Source organism: Microlunatus sp. M237, assembly GCF_056896895.1.
The window spans coordinates 175,421-194,859 of record NZ_JBXHBL010000004.1; the positions used below are offsets into that span (position 1 = coordinate 175,421).

The window sequence follows — 19,439 nt, forward strand, 5'->3', positions numbered from 1 at the left end:
CGGCACCACCCGAGGCGTCACCACGGCAGTCCCGATACGGTCGTGCACCACCGTCTCGACTCAGGAGCTGCATGACCACCATCGCGCGATCGGCCTCTGCCTCCGTCTTGGCCGCGGGTTCCGCTGCGGAATGGGCGTCGAGCTGGATCACCTGCCCCGATCTGGACGCGTCCGCGGCCAGCCACGCCTTCTGGGCCGGCACGGCATGTGATCTGGAGGCGCCGGTGCCGGGAGCCGTCCTGCAGATCGCGGCCGAGTGCAGCTATCGGCTGTGGGTCAACGGCAGCTTTGTCGCTGCCGGCCCGGTTCGCGGAACGCGCCGGACCAGCTACTACGACACGCATCCGGTCGGTTCGCTGCTGCGGCCGGGGCGCAACGAGGTGATGATCGCCGTATCGGCCCCGGGCTGGAAGACCTTCCGCTCGTCGGTGGCGGTCCCTGCCGTCCGGGTGGAGTCGGACCAGCCGGGACTTACCACCGGCTCGGACTGGCTCACCCGCCCGATCCGTGGGTGGCGGACCGACGCACCCGTCTTCACCTTCCAGTACGGCCCGATGGAGTGGGTGGACCTCGAGGACGGGCCCGACCGGCCGGCTGAGCTGTCCGGACCCGACTGGGTCCCGGCTCGTACGGTCACCGCCGCAGCGGCGGACGACCCCGGGGTGGAGCTGCTGGCGAAGCGGCTGATGCCCCGCGACATCCCGCAGCTTCGCTGCACGACCCTGCTGCCCGTCGCCACCACTCGGGTCGCGGCCGTACCGCCCACGGAGCAGCGCGACGACGTCGCTGTGCTGATGCGCGACGAGCCACACGTGCCGCTGCCGGTGTCCCTGCCGCTCCAGGTGCTCGGCGAGGCGGGCGGTGAGCCGCTGCGACTCGAACCCGACCAGCTGGGCAACGATCTGGTGATGATCTGGGACTTCGGCCAGGAGGTGAACGGCTGGGTGCACCTCGACCTGGACGCGCCCGCAGGGGTGACGATCGACATCGCCTACGGCGAGCACCTCCACGACGCCGGCCGGGTTCGGGCCACCCCGCTGGGCTATCGCTTCGCCGACCGTTATCTCACCCGCGCCGGCCGGCAGCAGGTCGGCACCTGCTTCGCCGACCGGGGGTTCCGCTACGTCCAGGTCTGCCTCCGCCAGATCTCCGGACCGGTGTCGGTGCACGCCGTGACCGCCACTGACCGGCGCTACCCGTTCGTCGGGCGCGGCACCTTCAGTAGCGACGACCTGCAGCTCGACACCCTCTGGGGTCTGTGCGCCGAGACCCTGTCAGCCTGTGCCACCGACACCTTCGTCGACTGCCCCTGGCGCGAGAACACCCTCTATCTCAACGATCTGCTGGTGGAGAACGCGGTCGCGCTCGCCGCGTTCGGCGACAGCCGGCTGACCGTACGCTCACTGCTGCTGGGGCTGGCCGAGGCTGGTCCCGACGGCCTGCTCCCGGCGTCGGTGCCCAACGGTCTGCAGCCGGGGATGGACCACGCTGCAGCCGATGCCTACATGACCTTCCCCGCCACGCAGCTCTATCTCAGCGAGATCGTCGAGGACCTGCTCCGATACGGCGGCGACGTCGAGATCGCGGCCCGGCTGAGTTCGCACCTACTCACGGTCCTCGAGTCGGTCGAGCAGTGGCGCAACGACGACGGTCTGCTGCAGCCACCGGAGCGACACTGGAACTTCGTCGACTGGTCCATCGACGACCACCAGCTGCACGCCCTGCGCGGGCAGGCCTGCGCCAGCCTCAACTGGTGGTGGGTGCTGGCCGTCGACACCATGACGCGGCTGTCCGCCTGGACCGGCGTCGGCGTCGAGCACACCGAACGCTGGCAGCGCGGCGCGGCCGAGGTGGCCGACCGCCTGCACGAGCATTACTGGAGCCCGGCGGAGTCGTTGTTCACCGAAGGCGCGCGCGACGGGAGTCCGTATGCCACCGAGATCACCCAGGCGCTGGCCATCCTGTCCGGCCGGCTGCGGGAGGGATGTCAGCCCCGACTGCACGGAGCCGAGATCCTGCCGGCCGATCTCTTCATGCAGCACTACGTGCTGCGGGCCGAGGCGAGTCGGTCCGGATCCGGCGCCGCGCTGGAGACCATCCGCCGCTACTGGGGACCGATGGTGGACCAGGGCTCACCGACCATCTGGGAGGCCGGCGTGCTGCAGATCGGGTCCGAGGCCTTCGGCGGCGCGGGCAGTCTGTGCCACGGCTTCGCCACCACCCCGCTGAGCTTCCTCCAGCGGGAGGTGCTGGGCGTCGAACCGCTCGAGCCCGGCTTCGCCCGGTTCGCGATAGCCCCGGACCTTGGTGGTCTGCGGCAGGCGTCCGGCCGGGTGCCGACCCCGCTCGGCGAGATCGCCGTGGACTGGCGGGTCGCACCGGAGGGTCTGCGTGGGCGGGTCGTGATCCCGGTCGGGCTGGTCGGCGTGCTGGCCGACGGCGCCGCCCTTCCCGCCGGCGAGCACGAGCTCCTGCTGGCCGACGCTTCGCAGGCGATGCGTCAGCCGACCGGCTGAGCGGCGGCGACGTACGCGTCGATCTCTGCTCGCAGGGTCGCCTGCTGGGCCGGCTCGAGGAAGGTGGCGTCCACGGCCGCCTTGGCCAGCGTGGCCACGCCGCTCTCGTCCAGGTCCAGCAGCCGCGCAGCGATGGCGTACTCGGCGTTCAGGTCGGTGGCGAACATCGGCGGGTCGTCGCTGTTGATGCTGACCGGTACGCCGGCCGCGACCATCTCAGCCAGCGGGTGCTGCTCCAGGTCGGCGACCGCACCGGTGGCGAGGTTGGAGGTGGGGCACACCTCCACCGGGATCTGGTGCTCGGCCAGGTGCTCGAGCAGCCGGGGGTCCTGGGTGGCCGACGTGCCGTGACCGATGCGTTCCGCGCCCAGCTCACCCAACGCGTCCCAGATGGTCTGCGGTCCCGTGGTCTCGCCGGCGTGGGGGACGCTGTGCAGGCCGAGCGCGCGGGCCTGGTCGAAGTAGGGCTTGAACTGCGGACGCGGGACGCCAATCTCCGGTCCGCCGAGTCCGAGCCCGACCAGGGTCGAGGGTCCGTGGCGGAAAGCGATGTCGGCGGTGCCCTCCGCACCCTCCAACCCCAGCTCGCCGGGGATGTCGAAGATCCACCGCAGCACGATGCCGTGGTCGCGTTCGGCGGCGACCCGGGCGTCCTCGATCGCCTCGACGAAGCCTTCGACCGCGATGCCGCGCCGGATCGAGGTGTAAGGAGTCGCGGTGAGCTCGGCGTAGCGGATGTTCAAGCCGGCCATCTCCTTGGCCACCTCGTAGGTGATCAGACGTACGTCTTCTGGGGTACGGATCAGGTCGACCACGGAGAGATACACGTCGATAAAGTGCGCGAAGTCGGTGAAGGTGAAGTAGCGGCGCAGGGCCGCCAGGTCAGTGGGCACCACGCCGGGGTGCCGCCTGGCCAGCTGGGACAGGGTCTGCGGCGAGACCGAGCCGACGTGGTGAACGTGCAGCTCTGCCTTGGGCAGGCCGGCGATGAAGGCGGTCGAGACGGTCATGCGCTCAGTCTGTCTCCCCCTCGGCGGCGCCGAACCGCCGCCCCGAGGCCTCCACCTGCGCCTGCCGCCGCAGCGCCAGGAGCAGCGGCTCGGCCAGCACGGTGGCGAGCACCACGTAGCGCACCGCGGCGCCGGGCGAGTCCGTCGGCACGCCGGCCACCTCGCGTTCCGCCATGGCTGCCATGGCCTCGGCATAGCTGTCCAACGCCTCGACCGGAAGGTCGAAGTCCGCGTCGGCGAGCGCATTCAGGGCCCGGGCGAGAGCGACGTGGTTGAGGCGGTCCTTCTCCGTCACCCGCCATCCCCAGCGTTGCAGCAGCGCGTGCGCTTCGGTGAGGTCGACGGTGGGATCCATCGGCGGGCTGATGGCCGCGTGTGCGGTGCCGAGCAGGTCGTGTGCCGAGCTGGGCGGGTCATCGATCTGGGCCAGGACCTGCTTGGCCGCCGCGACGCTCAGCCCTCCCGGACCGAGCAGCGCCCGGACCAGTCGCAGCCGGGCGACATGGCTGTCGTCATATCGCGCCTGGGTGGCCGAGGTGAGCTCGCCCTCGTGCACCAGGCCCTCGCGGAGATAGAACTTCACCGTGGCCACCGGAACCTGGGCCCGTTCGGCCAGTTGCGAGATGCGCACAATCGCCCTTCTGAAAGGTCTTGACATTGGATAGTGTTACTCCCCAATATTAGACATCATAACTCTCTAATATCGAGGACGGCCATCATGGCACCACTGTCGCGGATGACGCACCAGCACGAGGGCGAGCTGGTGGTGTTCCTGATCGGCATGCGGATCAACCAGCCGTGGCGCCCGGACCGGTGGTGGCCGGTCTTCGCGGCGATGCCCCCGATGCTGGCCGAGCTGTCGCGTGACCCGAACTCGGGCCTGCTCGGCTATCGGCTGACCATCGGCGCCGGCGGCCCGCTGCTGGTGCAGTACTGGAGTTCGGCCGAGAAGCTGTACGCCTACGCCAGTGAACCGAAGGCGTCGCACCGGCCGGCATGGACGGCGTTCAACAGCAAGGCCCGTAAGGCACCGGGCAGCGTCGGGATCTGGCACGAGACCTTCCTGGTCGCCCGGGCCGAGTCGGTCTACGCCGGGATGCCGGTGTCCGGACTGGCCAAGGCGACCAGCGCCGTGCCCGTCGGTCGACACTCCGATCGCGCCGCTGACCGCCTGCTCGCCTCGTGAGTCCTCGCGAGACTGCTCGCCTCATGAGTCGCTTTTCGGGCCGGCTGCGACGTCAGGCGCTCTAAGGTAAGGGCGTGACCCAGGCCCCCGGTTGGTATCGCGACCCCAGCGGCAAGGACGCCACCTTCCGGTGGTGGGACGGGACGGCCTGGACCCGGTGGCTGAGCATCGACCCCGAAGCGCCGGCCCCGGCGGAGCAGCTCGACGCAACCGGTCAGCCGTCGACCGTCGCGCCGACCGCCACACAGACGGCGCCAACCCCACCGACCGCAGGGGAGCCGGAGGAGCCGACCGTGCGGTTCGCTGTCGCGGCCGGCATCACGGCCGCCGTGGCGGCGCTGGTGATCCTCGTCGTCGGCGTGGTCATCTCGATCCGCGCCTCCGATCTTCCACAGGGACCGGCTCTTCCCCCTCCGTCGCCGGCCAGCTCGACGCCGTCCGAGGCGGTCGACTACGACCCGGTCAACCGGATAGCCAGGATCGGTGGGGTCAGCGTCGAGCTGCCCGGATCGCCGTACGTATGCCAGGGCCCTGCTCCCGCCCTCGCGAGCTTCGCCTCCACCGCGACCTGCACGGCCAAGGTGCACGAGAACTACGCGGGCGACGCGGACTGGGGTGCGACGGCCGGTCTCGCCCTGCTGCCGGCCGAGCTCACCGTGGCCGGCGATCCCGAGGGGACGGCGAAGAAGCTGTTCGCCTCGATCCAGAGCCAGTTCTACGCCGGCGCGCCGGTCACGGTCAGCGACACCTTGGTGCAGACGCTGAGCGGGGTGCCGCGCAGCCGGGCCGTCGGGTACTCCGGCCAGCTGCACTTCGACATCGAGGGTCTGCCCACCCGCTACGACCGGGTCCTGCTGGTGGTGCTGGAGGTCGATGCCGGCTACGCGGCCTTCTACTCCATGCGACCCAGCGACTCCGGCAAGGCGACGCAGGACGCGCTCAACAACGCGCTGGACACTCTCGCGATGAAGTGACGCCCGCCCGCCCGCTAGCCTGGGCCCGTGCCCGACGTCACTGACACCCCGTACGGCTACTTCGGTCCGGTGGCGACCTTCACCCACCAGGCGTTGTTGACCCTGCCGCAGGTCGGCGGCGAGCCCGTCCCGTACGCCACCGTCGGCCAGGCCCTGGACGCGGTCCGCGGCGGGGAGGTCTCGGCCGCACTGGTGCCGATCGAGAACTCCGTCGAGGGCGGCGTGACCGCCACCCTGGACAACCTGACGTACGGCGAGCCGCTGGTGATCACCCGTGAGGTGCTGCTCCCGGTCCAGTTCACCCTGTTCGCCCGCGCCGGCGTGACGTTGTCGGACGTACGGTCGGTGCTCACCCACCCGCACGCCGCCGCCCAGTGCCGCACCTGGCTGGCCACCCACCTGCCACACGCGATCGTGACCGAGGGCGGCTCCACCGCCGCCGCGGCAGCCGAGGTGGCGGACCCGGGCTCCCGCTTCGACGCCGCCATCTGCGCCGACGTCGCCGGCCGGCTCTACGGCCTCACCCCGCTGGCCGAGGGGATCGCCGACAACCCGGATGCGGTCACCCGCTTCGTGCTGGTCGCCCGCCCCGGGCCGGTCGCCCCGCCGACCGGGGCGGACAAGACATCGATGGTGCTGTTCATGCGCCAGGACCACCCCGGCGCGTTGCTGGAGATCCTGGAGCAGTTCGCCAGCCGTGGGGTCAACCTCTGCCGGATCGAGTCCCGACCCACCAAGAAGACCCTGGGGGACTACTGCTTCTCCGTGGACGCCGAGGGTCACTTGAGCGACGCCCGGATGTCGGAGGCGATGCGGGGTCTGCACCGAACCTGCGCCGAGGTCGTGTTCCTCGGCAGCTATCCGCGGGCCGACGAGGTCCGGCCGAGGATCATGCTCGGCACCTCCAACGAGGCCTACGCGGAGGCTGAGGCCTGGTTCACGGCGCTACAGGCTCCCTGAGCGCAGACCCCGCCAGACCACGCTCGGCCTCGAGCTCCGCGGCGCGGATGCTGAGCTCGCGCCGACCCGGCTGCGGCACCCGGAGCAGCAGGGCACCGGGCTGGACCTCGGCCACCATCTGGTTGCACTCGCCTGCGGTGTCGCCGTCGAGCTGGTAGTGGTCGCGCTTTTCGACGGTGATGGTGACGCGGCGACCGGTCAGCCGGTCCAACCGGTCGTCGGTACGCCGCTGCCGGGTGAGCACCCGGGTGGTCAGCTTCACCCAGTCCGCCATCCCGCGTGGGGAGGCGACGATCACGTCGAGCAGCCCGTCGTCGGGCCGGGCGTCTGGGATCAGCGGGATGTTGGCCTGCAGAAAGCCCACGTTGCCGATCACGATGACGTGCGCCCGGCGCCGGATCGGTGGCTGGTCGTCGAGCTGAATGGTGGCGTGCAGCGCCGGATGGTTGGCGTTCCTCGCCGCCGACACGAAATACGCCGCGGAGCCGACGGCCTTCTTCAGCTCCTGGTTCGTGCCCTGCATGATGACCGCGTCGATCCCGATCCCGGCCATCACGGCGAAGTTCTCCGACCGGTCGCCGTCGACCGTCAGGCGTACCAGGTCGATCGGCTTGTCCACGCCATCGAAGGCCACGTCGAGGGCGGCCACCTCGTCCAGCGGGATGCCGATGTTGCGGGCCAGCAGGTTGCCGGTGCCGGCCGGGATGAGACCGAACGGGATGCCGGTGTTGGCCAGGCCGTCGCAGATGACCCGGATGGTGCCGTCGCCGCCGGCGCCGAGGACCAGGTCGACCTGCTCAGCCACCGCGTGCGCCGTCATCGCGCGTCCCGGGTCCAGCTGCGTCGTCTCCAGCCAGATCGGGTGGGCCCAGCCGCGACTGGTCAGCTCGTATTCGACCCGGCGACGGAAGGTGGTCCAGTCAGTCACCTTGGCCGGGTTGTAGATGACCGCGCACCGCTTCTGCGGCTCGCCCTGCTCGACCGCCACCGGCCTGCGCACCAGCTCGGAGACGATCTCGTGCGGGGCCGGCACGGAGACCCCGGCGACGACCAGGCCGATGATCGCAGCGAGGGCGCCGAAGAGGGCGCCGCCGATGATGTCTGAGAGGTAGTGGGCGCTGAGCAACCAGCGGTCGAAGGCGACGGCGAGCACGATCACCGAGGCGCCGCCCTGCCAGGCCAGCTTCGCCGGTGGGCTGCGCCGGGTCACCGCGAGCGTCGCACCGACCGCGATCACCCCGACCATCACGGCGGTCATATGTTCCGACGGGTAGGAATAGCCGTTGGCGGTCAGCAGGTCGACCGCGCGATCCGGCCGGGCGCGGTGGAACAGCAGTCTGAGCGCGGCCGACCCGCCCCAGCCGACCACGCTCATCACCACCAGCGCGATGGCCAGCTGCCGTAGCCGGTGCCGCGCGGCCCACAGGGCGACCCCGGCCAGCGAGGCATAGATCAGCCCGGGCCAGGTCAGCAGGGCGAAGGCGCCCGCGACCTCGGCCACCGCGCCGTCCTCGTTCAGCCGCGGGGCCAGGGCGGAGCGGTCCATGGTGTCGAGCCAGGGGGTCCACATGGTCAAGATCGTCCAGAGCACGAAGACCAGCAACAGGGCCGCGGTCAGGGCGATCGCCGTGCGCGTGGGGGGTTTGCGGACCATAGTGCCGCCCATCATCCCACTGCCGGCGGCTACCCTTGCCCGTGTGATCGATGCCAAGCTGCTGCGCCAGGACCCCGACCGTGTACGTGCCTCCCAGCGGGCGCGGGGCGACTCGGAGGCCATGGTCGACGAGCTCGTCGCCGCCGAGGAGTCCCGGCGCCAGGCCATCACCGCGTACGAGACATTGCGCGCGGAGCAGAAGGACCTGGGCAAGCAGGTCTCTCAGGCTGCGGGCGACGAGCGCGCCGCCCTGCTGCTGCGTACCCGCGAGCTCGCCGACCAGGTGAAGCGGGCCGACGCCGCCGCCGGCGAGGCCGAGCGGACCTACCAGTCGTTGCTGCTGCAGGTCGGCAACATCGTTGCCGACGGTGTGCCGTTCGGCGGCGAGGACGACTACGTCGTGCTCGAGACCCACGGCACCCCGCGTGACTTCGCGGCGGAAGGCTTCGTGCCCCGCGACCACCTGGACCTGGGCGTACGCCTGGGCGCCATCGACACCGAGCGCGGGGCCAAGGTCTCGGGCTCGCGGTTCTACTACCTGACCGGCCAGGGCGCGGAGCTCGAGCTGGCCCTGATGAACTTCGCGATGAGCTCCTCGATCCGCAACGGGTTCATCCCGATGATCCCGCCGGCGCTGGTGAAGCCGTCGGCGATGGAGGGCACCGGCTTCCTCGGCCAGGCGGCTCAGGACGTCTATCACCTGCCCGACGACGATCTGTACCTCGTCGGCACCGCGGAGGTGCCGCTGGCGGCCTACCACTCCGGGGAGATCCTTGACGTCGACTCGCTGCCGCTGCGCTACGTCGGCTACAGCCCGAGCTATCGCCGCGAGGCCGGTTCGCACGGCAAGGACACCCGAGGCATCTTCCGGGTGCACTGGTTCGACAAGGTGGAGATGTTCGTCTTCTGTCACCCCGACGACGCCGAGGCGGAGCACCAGCGGCTGCTGCAGTGGGAGAAGGAGTTCATCGCCGCGCTCGAGATCCCGTTCCAGGTCCTCGACCTGGCCAGCGGCGACCTCGGGCTGAGCGCGGCCCGCAAGTTCGACTGCTACGCCTGGCTGCCGACCCAGAACCGCTACCGCGAGATCACCTCGACCTCGAACTGCACCGAGTTCCAGGCCCGGCGGCTGAACGTACGCGCCCGCTACGGGTCCGGCACCGGGCCGGTGGCGACCCTCAACGGCACCCTCTGCGCGATGACCCGGATGATCGTGATGATCTTGGAGAACCACCAGCAGCCGGACGGCTCGGTCCGGATCCCCGAGGCGCTGCGGCCTTATCTCGGTGGCCGCGAGGCCCTGGTCCCGATCCGATGACCGCGACCCCACCGACCGGCTGGCGGCCCCGGCTGGTCGCCCTCGACATCGACGGCACGGTGGTGGACCACGACGGCAAGATGCCCGAGGACGTACGTCTGGCCGTTCGCCGAGTCGTGGACGCCGGCGTACGCGTGGTGCTGGCGACCGGGCGTGCCTGGCACAGCACCCAGGCGATCTTCGACCACCTCGAGCTGCCGCCCGGCCCCGCGGTGCTCTCCAACGGGGCGGTCACCGTCCGCTACCCGCCGCAGGAGATCGTCCAGGCGATCACCTTCGACCCGTCCGAGGTGATCGCGCGGGTGGAGGAGTTCGCCCCGGGCACCTTGATCGCGGTGGAGGAGATCGGCGTCGGCTATCGGTTGAACGATCACTTCCCGGGCGGCGACCTCACCGGGGAGATGATCATCGAGGACGCCGCGCAGCTGTCAGCGCGACCGGTGACCCGGGTGATCCTGCGCGATCCCCGCCGTTCCGACCATGACTTCGTTCAGCTCGCCCAGCGCCTCGGGCTGCACGGTGTGACCTACTTCGTCGGCTGGAGCGCCTGGCTGGACATCGCCCCCGAAGGCGTGAACAAGGCCACCGCGCTGCGTGACGTCTGCATCGAGCTCGGTGTTGACCAGTCCGAGGTGCTGGCGCTCGGTGACGGCCGCAACGACATCGAGATGCTCTCCTGGGCCGGCCGGGGCGTCGCCCTGGGGGACGCCCTGGACGAGGTGAAGGGCGTCGCCGACGCGGTCACCGGACGGTTCGCCGACGGTGGCACGGTGGCGGAGCTCCGACGCTGGTTCTGAGCCGTCTCGGCGCCTCGGCGCCGCCGCGATGCTCAGGCCGCGACGGTGTGCGCGACGCCCATGCCGACGACTGCGGCATAGGCCGCCATGACCTCGGTGGTGGTGGGCACTCGCCGCGGCTGGACCGGACGAGGCTCGCCGTTGCGGGCGGCGCGGAGGTGGCGCTTGACTGTCGAGAGTGAGCACCCGAGCCGGTTGGCCAGGGTCTCCAGGCTCTCGTGCGGGTTGGCGTGGCGCAGCCGGAGGACCTCGTCGTGGTCCACCTGCCGATTGCGACCGGTGACACCGGCCAGGGTGTCGAAGTCCTCGGGCTCGACCGTGATCTGCAGCCGACGGCGGATCTCGGTCCGCTGACGCGCCGTGGTGCCGGCCACATAGCCGGAGACGTCGTGCTCGGCGACCGCGCGATAGAGGCAGGCGGTCATCAGCGGGCAGGCCATGCAGACGTCCTCGGCCTGGCGCTCCAGCACGGCGTAGCGGCGGCGGGTCTGAACCGGGGCACTCGTCGTCGGCGGCTCCTCCAGCAGCGAATCCTGGAACAAGTCAGCGAACCGCACGCAACCCGTCACCGTGCTCTGGACGGGAGCGGCGGTGTGGGTGGAGATGGTGGTCGTCATGGTGTCTCCCAGAGGTCTCGTGTCTCAACCGGCCTCGCATGGGACGACGGCCTGCGGGACTCGGTTCCACCAGAAGGGAGAACCCTGGAAATTTGTTGGCGCAGACTTCGAGCCCGACTACCGGGTCCGGCGGCGCAGGAACTTCCCGGCCCAGCCGGTGACGATCAGTCCAGCGGCGATCACGGCGGTGAATGCCGCCACCGTCCACGGGTCGTACCCGGCGCCTGCGTTCGGCGACAGTGACCACGCGAGGTCGTACGACGCGTGCGCGATCACCGCGAGCCAGATCGATCCGCCCGATCCCAACGCCAACCGCACCAGCAGGACGCGGAACACGGTCGTGAAGACAACCTGGCCCGCGATCCAGCCCGCCGAGTTCCCGGCCTGCGCGTATGGGACCACATGCCACAGGGCCCCCAGGAACCCGCTGATGAGGCCACTCGCCAGCTCCCCGAAGCGCGAGAGGAGGCGCGGCAACAAGAAGGCCGTCCAGCCGATCTGTTCCGCGGTGGCGCTGAGCAGATACACCCCGGCCAAACCGAGTGCGCCCCACCCCGGACCGACGAAGCCGTTCTCGCCGGTGGCCACCGCGCTGCCGAAGACCGCGATCGGCATGGCCGCGACAGCCACCACCCAGTACGGGCTCCAGCGCGGCCACTTTCGGACCCAGGCCCACAGCTCGCTGCTGCGTCGCGCGGATCTGGCCACACGACCGCGGCGATCAGCGGGGAGACGAACCCGAGCGCCGCACCCGGTACGTTCGCTCGCGTGACACCCGACAGACTCCCGATCAGCGGTCCGAGCGCGTAGAACAGAGCGCCCACCGCGAACAGCAGGAGGACGAAGAGCCGTACCTCTCGACCGTCGCGGCCCCATCGGCTTTGCGCCGCGATCACCTGATCCGGATCGGACGACGCCGGTGGCAGAGTCATCCTGGGCATGCTGCCACAGCTCACCGCCGCGCAAGAGCGACGGAGAAGAACTGATCGCAGCCGGGACGGCGGCGGCGGTGTCAGCTACTTCTGGGTCTCGGGCGGGGTGTACGGGAGATAGTCGGGGGTATCGGGCACCGCGTCGGCGCCGCCACCGGAGGTCTCCGCGTCGCCGAGACCGGACCCGGCCTCGGACGGCTGGCCCTGGCTGGCGACCTTGTCCGGCTGCGGCTGCGGCTTATCGGTGTCGGTGTCTTTGTCGTTGTTGGGCATGAGGTCAACGTACCCGCGGGCCCGTGGGCCAACCGATTTCGAGCCGTCCCGATCAGCCCAGCCAAGCAGGCAGGCAGGCGATCTCAGAGATACATGCCGTCGGCGCCGCGCGGCTGACCCGGCTGCGGCGCCGCCTGACCCTCGAGGGTCATCCCCGGCGGGAGCGCCCGGCGCATCTGCTCGAGCTGGGCCCGGGCGGCCATCTGCTGGGCGAACAGGGCGGTCTGGATACCGTGGAACAGACCTTCCAGCCAGCCCACCAGCTGGGCCTGCGCGATCCGTAGCTCGGCGTCGGTCGGGGTGGCGTCCTCGCTGAAGGGCAGGGTGATTCGCTCCAGCTCCTCCACCAGCTCGGGCGCGAGACCGTCCTTGAGCTCGGTGATGGAGGCCTGGTGGATGCTGCGCAGCCGTTGCCGGCTCGCCTCGTCCAGCGGAGCGGACTTCACCTCGTCAAGGAGCTGGCGGATCATGTTCCCGATCCGCATCACCTTGTCCGGCTGCTCCACCATGTCGGTCACCGACCGGCCCTGCTCACCCTCGGAGGACTCGTCGCCTTCGGCGTCCTGGGAGGAGGCAGAGGAGGCGGGACCTTCGACCGCCATCGCGTTGGGCGTGACGACGAAGACGCGTCCGTCCTCGGTGGCCCCGGCCACCCCTGGGGTCTGTCCGCCTGGCTGCTCGTGCCTCTGGTTGGTCATTGACCCATCCTAGGTCGTGATCTGCACGGATTGGGGTGCTGCGACCTCGGGCTTTGTGCCGCCGGTGCGGACCGCGGCCCAGATGCTGCAGACCGCAAATACGGTGACGCCGCCGGCGACCAGCAGCAGCGGCCCGGTCCACCCCCCGGTCAGCTCGTGAACCCCGCCGACGAGGGTGGGCGAGAGCGCGGCGAACGCGTATCCGCTGCCCTGGACCACCGCCGACAACCGACGGGCGTGGTGGCCGCTGGTCGCCAGGGCGACCACGAGCATGAAGCAGATCGTGATCCCGCCGCCCTGCGCGATGCCGCCGGCGACGGTCCACAGCGGCCAGGCGTCGGGGGCCAGGATCAGCCCGGGCGGCACGCAGACCCAGCAGACTCCGATCGCCACTGCGGCGACCACGGGGGAGAAGCGGTGCGCGAGCGCAGGGACGCCCAGCGCGCCGATCACCGCGGCCAGCTGAAAGACCGACGAGCTGGCGCCGGCCCCGGCGCGGGTGAGCCCGACCTCCTCGCTGAGCAGCTGGGGGAACCAGGCGGTCAGACCGTAGTAGCCGAAGGCCTGACCGGCGAACGCTGCGGCCAACAAGATGGTGGTCAGACGGCGGCGTGGGTCGGGCGGCGTGGCGGCGTTCCGGGCCGCGGCGAAGCTCGCCACCTCGTGGGCCGGGCGACGCCCGACGGCCTCCCGCCAGCCCACCGCGAGCACCCAGACGACCACCGCAAGGACACCGAGTCCCATCCAGACCGCCAACGCGGCCTGCCACCCCATGCGTCCGATCAGCGGAGCGGTTCCGACGGTGGTGAGGGCGGAGCCGATGTTGAGAGCCGCGGTATAGGCGCCGGTGGCCATCCCGACGCGCTCCGGTGGGAAGTCCCGGCGGATCACCACCGGCATCACCACGTTGCCGATGGTGATGAAGACCCCGAGCACCACCGTGCCGGCGAACACCATCCAACCGTGGCCACCGGAGCGGACCACGGTGCCGAGCAGCACGCCCAGCACCGTCACCGTGGCCGCGACGTTGGCGCCGGTACGGGCCGCCAGCGCCGAGGCGAGTGGCGTGGTCAGGGCGAAGCAGAGCACCGGCAGGCTGGTGAGCAACCCGGCCTGGGCTGCGCTCAGCCCGAGGTCGGCCCGGATGATGTCGAGGACCGGTGCGATGGCGACCAGCGGGCCACGGAGGTTGAAGCCGATCAGGACGATGCCGACCATCACCAGCCAGGGCAGGGGGCGGCCGAGTGGGGAGCGCATGAGGAGGGATCCGCCTGGACTCGGGGACGTGGAACTTCGACAGACTATCCGGTTCCACGCTGCGTCCACGCCCCGTGAGACGGCCCTCGGCTACCCCCTGGATTCGGTGACCGGGACGGGCGTTAAAGGATTGGAGGACTGTCGGTGCCAGCCCCTAGGCTGAGGCGGTCATGCACGATTTCCCTCCGGTGATCCCGGATTTCCAGTCGACCTCTCCCACGCAGGTCCGCGCCCGCGAGAGCGCCCGGACCCGCGACTTCACCAACCCCGATACTCGGTCGGCCGCCCGGTTCCTCACCTGGATCCTGCGCCAGCAGACGTCAACACTGCTGATCGCGTCGCTGGTGGCGATGGTGGAGTTCCTGCCCGGCTCCCTCGGGCCCTACCTGGTCGGCCGCATCGTCGACGACGGCATCACCCCGAGCGACCTCGACTCGGTGCTGCGCTGGGCGCTGGTGCTCTTCGGGGCCATCGTGGTCGGCGCCCTGTTCGGGGTCTTGCGGCACACCCTGATCGTGCGCGCCTGGCTGGTCACCCTGTACGGGATCACCATGCTGGTCACCCGCAAGACCGCGCAGATGGGCCACGTGCAGCCCCAGCGGGTCCCGGCCGGCGAGATCTTGTCGGTCGCCTCGGCCGACGGCGACCAGTTCGGCGCCCTCAACGAGGTGGTCAGCCGCGCGGTCGGCGCGCTGGTGGCCTACCTCTTCGTGGCGGGTCTGATCTTGTCCACTTCAGTGCAGATGGGCGTGGTGGTGCTGATCGCCGCCCCGGTGCTGGTGTTGGCCGCCATGCCGCTGCTCAAGCCGCTGCAGCGCCGCCAGGCGGTGGAACGTACGACGTCGTCGGAGCTCACCTCGATGGCGACCGACATCGTGGCCGGGTTGCGGATCCTGCGTGGGATCGGCGGCGAGCGTACGTTCGCCCAGAACTACGCCACCCAGTCGCAGACCGTGCGCCGGGCCGGGGTGGCCGCCGGTTCCTGGCAGGCCGCCGTGGACGCCACCGGGGTGCTGTTCGCCGGGTTGTTCCTGGTCACCCTCACCTGGATGGGTGCGCGTCAGGTCGCGGCCGGGGAGCTCACGGTCGGTCAGCTGATCAGCTTCTTCGGTTATGCCGTGTTCATGGTGTGGCCGATCCAGACCTTCTTCGAGCTGGCGCAGAAGTGGGTCCGCGGTCTCGTCTCGGCGCGCAAGACGATCGCTGTCCTCGGGCAGCAGCCGCCGTGGCAGGACCCGGCTGAGCCGCTGCAGCTCCCGATCGGCTCACCGCTGCATGACGACGAGTCCGACTTCACCGCCACCCCGGGCCTGATGACCGTGGTCGTCTCGGCGGTGCCGGACGACTCGGCGGCCCTGGCCGACCGGCTCGGCCGATACCTGCCGACCGAGACCGACCCGATCAGCCTGGACATCGACGAGAGCATCAAGGGCCGCGAGGCCAAGGCCGCCCGGGCGCGGCAGGCCGAGGCGCGGGCCCGGCTGGTGGCGCGCGACCAGGCCATCGCCGACCGGCGGTGGGCCGTGCAGGTCGGCGACGTCGATCTCGCCGACGTGGCCATCGAGGAGATCCGCCGCCACATCCTCATCAGCGACACCTCCGGCCAGGTCTTCGCCGGGACGCTGCAGTCAGCGGTCGACCCGCACGGCCGGCTGACCCGGGAACAGGCCGAGGAGGCGCTGCACACGGCGGCCGCCGAGGACGTGTTCGAGGCCCTGCCGGGCGGCTGGCAGGGCATCATCGACGAGCGCGGCCGCGGGCTGTCCGGAGGGCAGCGGCAGCGGCTGGTGCTCGCCCGGGCGGTGGCGATGGACCCCGAGGTGCTGGTCCTGGTGGAGCCCACCTCGGCGGTCGACGCCCACACCGAGGCGATGATCGCCGGCCGGCTGGCCAACTATCGGTCCGGCCGCACCACGGTGGTGATGAGCGTGTCACCGCTGCTGTTGCATCACGCCGACCGGGTGGCGTTCATGGCCAACGGCCGGATCGTCGACACCGGCACCCACGAACAGCTGCTGCGCGACAACGCCGACTATCGGCGGGTCGTGGTGCGAAGCATGGAGGAGGTCGTCGATGTCTGACGTGAGCACGATGGAGCGCGGCCCACGGCTGCCCGGCTCCGCGGAGACCTGGCGTAGCGAGCCGGTCACCTCCCGCGTCCCAGACGAGCTGTCGATACCCGCCGAGGCGTCGGTCCGCGAGCGGCTGGCGGCCTGGCGGCGCCGGCACCTGCTGCGGGAACGGCGGGCCCAGGACTACTTCGCCGCCTCCCGCAACCCCGAGCGCGGGTTGCCGGTGGCTCCCACCCGGGCCGTTATCGGCTTCCTCGGCGACCTGATGCGGTCTCGTCGCGGCCTGATCATCGTCGTACTGGGGCTCAACGGTCTGGCGGCGGTGGCCGGGCTGGTCGTGCCACGGCTGCTGGGGGCGCTGGTCGACCGGGCTGCCGCCGGCGGCACCCTGGCGGCCACCCTGAACGGGCTGGCCCTGGCCGTCGGCGGGGTGGTGCTCGCGCAGGCGCTGCTGACCTTCTTCGCTCGGCTCGCGTCCGCGGTGTTCGGTCAGGACATCTTGGCCTCGGCCCGTGAATACGTGGTCCGCACCGTGCTGGGGCTGCCACTGGGCAAGGTCGAGAGCGCCAGCTCGGGCGACCTGGTCACCCGGGTCACCCGAGACGTCTCGACGATGAGCGAGAGCGTGCGGTACGGCCTCCCGGAGGCGTTGATCGCCGCCGTGACCACGGTGCTCACCGTGGCCGCCATGTTGTTGAACTCAGCGCTGTTGACCGTGCCGTTGCTGCTGTCTGCGCCGCTGCTGGTGTGGAGCGTCCGGCGCTATCTGAAGCGCGCGCCCAAGGGCTACATCACCGAAGGTGGCACCTACTCCGAGATCAACACCACGCTGACCGAGACCGTCGAAGGCGCTCGTACGGTCGAGGCGCTGGGGCTGCAGCGGGGACGGATCGACCGCGGCGACGACGACATGGCCGTGTCCGGCCAGGCCGAGCGCTACACCATGGCACTGCGCAACCTGCTGTTCGCGGTGATCGACCTGGCCTACAACACCCCGTTGGTGCTGACCTTGATCCTCGGCGGCATCGGCTATGCCAACGGCTGGGTGACGTTGGGTCAGATCACCGCGGCCACGCTCTACATCCAGGCTGTGGTGGAGCCGCTCGACCGGCTGATCCGCAACGTGGACCGACTGCAGGTCGGCGTCGCCTCCACCACCCGGCTGCTCGGCATCGCCACGGTGCCGCAGGACCGGGTGGCAGGCGAGGAGCTGCCGCTGGGGACGCAGATCGTCGGCCAAGACCTGCGGTTCGCGTACCGGGAGGGCCATGACGTGCTGCACGGGGTGGACCTTGCCCTGCAGCCGGGCGAGCGGCTGGCGATCGTCGGACCCAGCGGCTCCGGCAAGTCGACCCTGGGCCGGCTGCTGTCGGGCATCAACGGTCCGCGAACCGGCTCGGTGACGGTGGGCGGGGTCGAGCTGACGGCGCTGCCGCTGGACGTGCTCCGCACCGAGGTGGCACTGGTCACCCAGGAGCACCACGTGTTCGTCGGCAGCATTCGCGACAACATCGTGCTGGCCCGGGAGGACTCGACCGACGAGACGGTCATCGAGGCGCTGCGGGCGGTCGACGCGTGGGACTGGGTCGCGCGGCTGCCGCAGCGGTTGGACACCATGCTCGGCTCCGGCAACCTCAACCTGACCCCGGCGCAGGCGCAGCAGATCGCGCTGGCCCGGCTGGTGGTGGCGGACCCGCACACCCTGGTGCTGGACGAGGCCACCTCACTGATCGACCCACGGACGGCGCGCCACCTGGAGGGGTCGATGGCGGCATTGCTGGAGGGCCGGGCCGTGGTGGCCATCGCGCACCGGCTGCACACCGCTCACGACGCCGACCGGATCGCGGTGGTCATCGACGGACGGATCGCCGAGCTGGGCAGCCACGACCAGCTGGTCGAGGCGAACGGCGAATACGCCAGCCTCTGGCGCGCCTGGACCTCCTGACGCCGGGTCAGCCCTTGACCTGGCCCCGCGCGAAGTAGTCGACCAGCGCGTCGTCGAGGGCAGGGATGGGCATCGCGGACGAGTCACCCCGCAGCGATGCGGTGGCGGTCAAGGCCGCCGCCACCGCTTGGCGGGCTGCGACCGGCGAGGTCTGGGTGGCGCCCCCCTCCCGGGCGAAGCGGAGGAACTCTTGGATCATCACCGAGTCCGCGCCGCCGTGGCCGACGTGGGAGCCGCCGATGGTGATGGTCTCGTCCGGCGGCGCGTACCCCTCGTGGCGCTTGGTCCAGAGCCCGATCGTGCCGCCGGGGCCGTCGCCGAAGTTCTCCAGCCGGCCTTCGGTGCCGATCACTGTGTAGTTGCGCCAGTAGTCAGGGGTGAAGTGGCACTGCTGGTAGGACGCCAGCACACCGTTGTCCAGGCTCATGGTCATCATCGAGATGTCCTCGACGTCGACCACCGGGTTGAGACCGGTCTGGCTGGCGGGAGGCCAGTTGTCGACGCTGTACCAGTCCGACATCCGCTCACCGGTCCGGTCGCGTCGGTCGGTGATGGCGCCGTACACCGCGAGCTGGCCCATGGCGCTGACCGTGGACGAGAACCCGCCGGCCAGCCAGTGGATGACGTCGAGGTCGTGCGCTCCCTTCTGCAGCAGCAGTCCGGTGGAGTTGCGGCGGTCCGCGTGCCAGTCCTTGAAGTAGAAGTCGCCGCCGTGCCCGACGAAGTGACGACACCAGACCGCCTTCACCTCGCCGATCCGTCCCGCGACGATCAGGTCACGCATCGCGGTGACGGCGGGCATGTGACGCATGTTGTGGCCGACGTAGAGCCTGCTGCCGGTGGCATAGGCGGTCGAGAGGATGTCGTCACAGTCCTCGATCGTGGTGGCCAGCGGCTTCTCGCAGAACACGGCCAGGCCGCGTCGCAGCGCCTCGACCGCGACCGGCTGGTGCTGGTGGTCGGGGGTGGTGACCATTACCGCATCGAGATCGGCCTCGAGCAGCTCGTCCAGGCTGGCGGTCACCGTGGCCTGCGGCAGCGCTGCGGCGGCTTCGGAGCGACCGCGCTCGCTGGTGTCGCAGATCGCTGTGACCTCGACCCCTTGCGCGGGGTCGTGGGCGTGCTTCCACAGGCTTGCGCGCTGGCCGAATCCGACGATGCCGATCTTCATGGTGTGAGACACGCGTCGACTCTAGGCGGGATGCATTTATGTGTGCAAGAGGATGTCCA

At 70.6% G+C, this 19,439-nt stretch carries 17 protein-coding genes; 8 read left to right on the plus strand and 9 right to left on the minus strand.

The window, feature by feature from the left end; genetic code table 11:
* Positions 1-71 precede the first annotated feature (71 nt).
* On the plus strand, positions 72-2,516 hold the full coding sequence (locus tag AC1XX3_RS16675; protein ID WP_483322298.1) for a family 78 glycoside hydrolase catalytic domain: 2,445 nt from the start codon (positions 72-74) through the stop codon (positions 2,514-2,516).
* Here the strand turns inward: AC1XX3_RS16675 and AC1XX3_RS16680 are convergent.
* Positions 2,501-3,526 carry an adenosine deaminase gene (locus AC1XX3_RS16680; protein ID WP_483322299.1) on the minus strand — a complete coding sequence of 342 codons (1,026 nt, stop codon included), beginning with the start codon at positions 3,524-3,526 and terminating at the stop codon, positions 2,501-2,503. The two genes, AC1XX3_RS16675 and AC1XX3_RS16680, sit on opposite strands and share 16 nt — an antisense overlap.
* A gap of 4 nt (positions 3,527-3,530) precedes the next feature.
* A complete protein-coding gene (locus AC1XX3_RS16685) occupies positions 3,531-4,157 on the minus strand; it encodes a MerR family transcriptional regulator (protein ID WP_483322300.1) in 627 nt (208 codons plus the stop codon).
* A gap of 87 nt (positions 4,158-4,244) precedes the next feature.
* Between AC1XX3_RS16685 and AC1XX3_RS16690 the strand changes: the two genes are divergently transcribed.
* The 3 genes from AC1XX3_RS16690 (at position 4,245) to pheA (ending at position 6,646) form a co-directional block, all read left to right on the plus strand.
* Positions 4,245-4,712, plus strand: coding sequence for a DUF4188 domain-containing protein (locus tag AC1XX3_RS16690; RefSeq protein WP_483322301.1), 468 nt, complete (start codon positions 4,245-4,247; stop codon positions 4,710-4,712).
* Between the two features lie 74 nt (positions 4,713-4,786).
* Entirely contained in the window at positions 4,787-5,686 is a 900-nt protein-coding gene (locus AC1XX3_RS16695) for a DUF2510 domain-containing protein (protein WP_483322302.1), read from the plus strand.
* 27 nt (positions 5,687-5,713) lie between these two features.
* Positions 5,714-6,646 (plus strand): prephenate dehydratase, encoded by a 933-nt coding sequence (gene pheA, locus AC1XX3_RS16700; protein WP_483322303.1) that lies wholly within the window; start codon positions 5,714-5,716, stop codon positions 6,644-6,646.
* Here pheA and AC1XX3_RS16705 read toward each other — a convergent pair.
* The gene (locus tag AC1XX3_RS16705) at positions 6,624-8,300 is read right to left on the minus strand and encodes a bifunctional phosphatase PAP2/diacylglycerol kinase family protein (RefSeq protein ID WP_483322304.1); all 1,677 of its coding nucleotides are present in this window, start codon (positions 8,298-8,300) and stop codon (positions 6,624-6,626) included. The genes pheA and AC1XX3_RS16705 overlap by 23 nt on opposite strands.
* A 43-nt stretch (positions 8,301-8,343) precedes the next feature.
* Here AC1XX3_RS16705 and serS point away from each other — a divergent pair, with 43 nt between their 5' ends.
* Both serS and AC1XX3_RS16715 read left to right on the plus strand, forming a co-directional pair.
* A complete protein-coding gene (gene serS / locus AC1XX3_RS16710) occupies positions 8,344-9,618 on the plus strand; it encodes a serine--tRNA ligase (protein ID WP_483322305.1) in 1,275 nt (424 codons plus the stop codon).
* On the plus strand, positions 9,615-10,415 hold the full coding sequence (locus tag AC1XX3_RS16715) for an HAD family hydrolase (protein WP_483322306.1): 801 nt from the start codon (positions 9,615-9,617) through the stop codon (positions 10,413-10,415). The genes serS and AC1XX3_RS16715 overlap by 4 nt, the downstream gene beginning before the upstream one ends.
* Positions 10,416-10,447: 32 nt before the next feature.
* Here the strand turns inward: AC1XX3_RS16715 and AC1XX3_RS16720 are convergent, their stop codons facing one another.
* The 5 genes from AC1XX3_RS16720 to AC1XX3_RS16740 all read right to left on the minus strand — a co-directional run bounded on the left by AC1XX3_RS16720 (position 10,448) and on the right by AC1XX3_RS16740 (position 14,192).
* Complete coding sequence (locus AC1XX3_RS16720) at positions 10,448-11,032, minus strand: WhiB family transcriptional regulator (RefSeq protein ID WP_483322307.1); 585 nt, start codon at positions 11,030-11,032, stop codon at positions 10,448-10,450.
* A 117-nt stretch (positions 11,033-11,149) separates the two neighbouring features.
* Positions 11,150-11,740, minus strand: coding sequence for a CPBP family intramembrane glutamic endopeptidase (locus tag AC1XX3_RS16725; RefSeq protein WP_483322308.1), 591 nt, complete (start codon positions 11,738-11,740; stop codon positions 11,150-11,152).
* A 308-nt stretch (positions 11,741-12,048) separates the two neighbouring features.
* Complete coding sequence (locus AC1XX3_RS16730; protein WP_483322309.1) at positions 12,049-12,237, minus strand: hypothetical protein; 189 nt, start codon at positions 12,235-12,237, stop codon at positions 12,049-12,051.
* An 83-nt stretch (positions 12,238-12,320) separates the two neighbouring features.
* Positions 12,321-12,935 carry a bacterial proteasome activator family protein gene (locus AC1XX3_RS16735; protein ID WP_483322310.1) on the minus strand — a complete coding sequence of 205 codons (615 nt, stop codon included), beginning with the start codon at positions 12,933-12,935 and terminating at the stop codon, positions 12,321-12,323.
* A gap of 9 nt (positions 12,936-12,944) precedes the next feature.
* A complete protein-coding gene (locus tag AC1XX3_RS16740) occupies positions 12,945-14,192 on the minus strand; it encodes an MFS transporter (protein ID WP_483322311.1) in 1,248 nt (415 codons plus the stop codon).
* 170 nt (positions 14,193-14,362) lie between these two features.
* On the opposite strand from AC1XX3_RS16740, the gene AC1XX3_RS16745 reads away from it, so the two are divergent.
* Together AC1XX3_RS16745 and AC1XX3_RS16750 are read left to right on the plus strand one after the other, a co-directional pair.
* Positions 14,363-16,273, plus strand: coding sequence for an ABC transporter ATP-binding protein (locus AC1XX3_RS16745; protein WP_483322312.1), 1,911 nt, complete (start codon positions 14,363-14,365; stop codon positions 16,271-16,273).
* Entirely contained in the window at positions 16,266-18,209 is a 1,944-nt protein-coding gene (locus AC1XX3_RS16750) for an ABC transporter ATP-binding protein (protein WP_483322313.1), read from the plus strand. The genes AC1XX3_RS16745 and AC1XX3_RS16750 overlap by 8 nt, the downstream gene beginning before the upstream one ends.
* Before the next feature lie 7 nt (positions 18,210-18,216).
* Here the strand turns inward: AC1XX3_RS16750 and AC1XX3_RS16755 are convergent, their stop codons facing one another.
* The gene (locus AC1XX3_RS16755) at positions 18,217-19,392 is read right to left on the minus strand and encodes a Gfo/Idh/MocA family protein (protein ID WP_483322314.1); all 1,176 of its coding nucleotides are present in this window, start codon (positions 19,390-19,392) and stop codon (positions 18,217-18,219) included.
* Positions 19,393-19,439 lie beyond the last annotated feature (47 nt).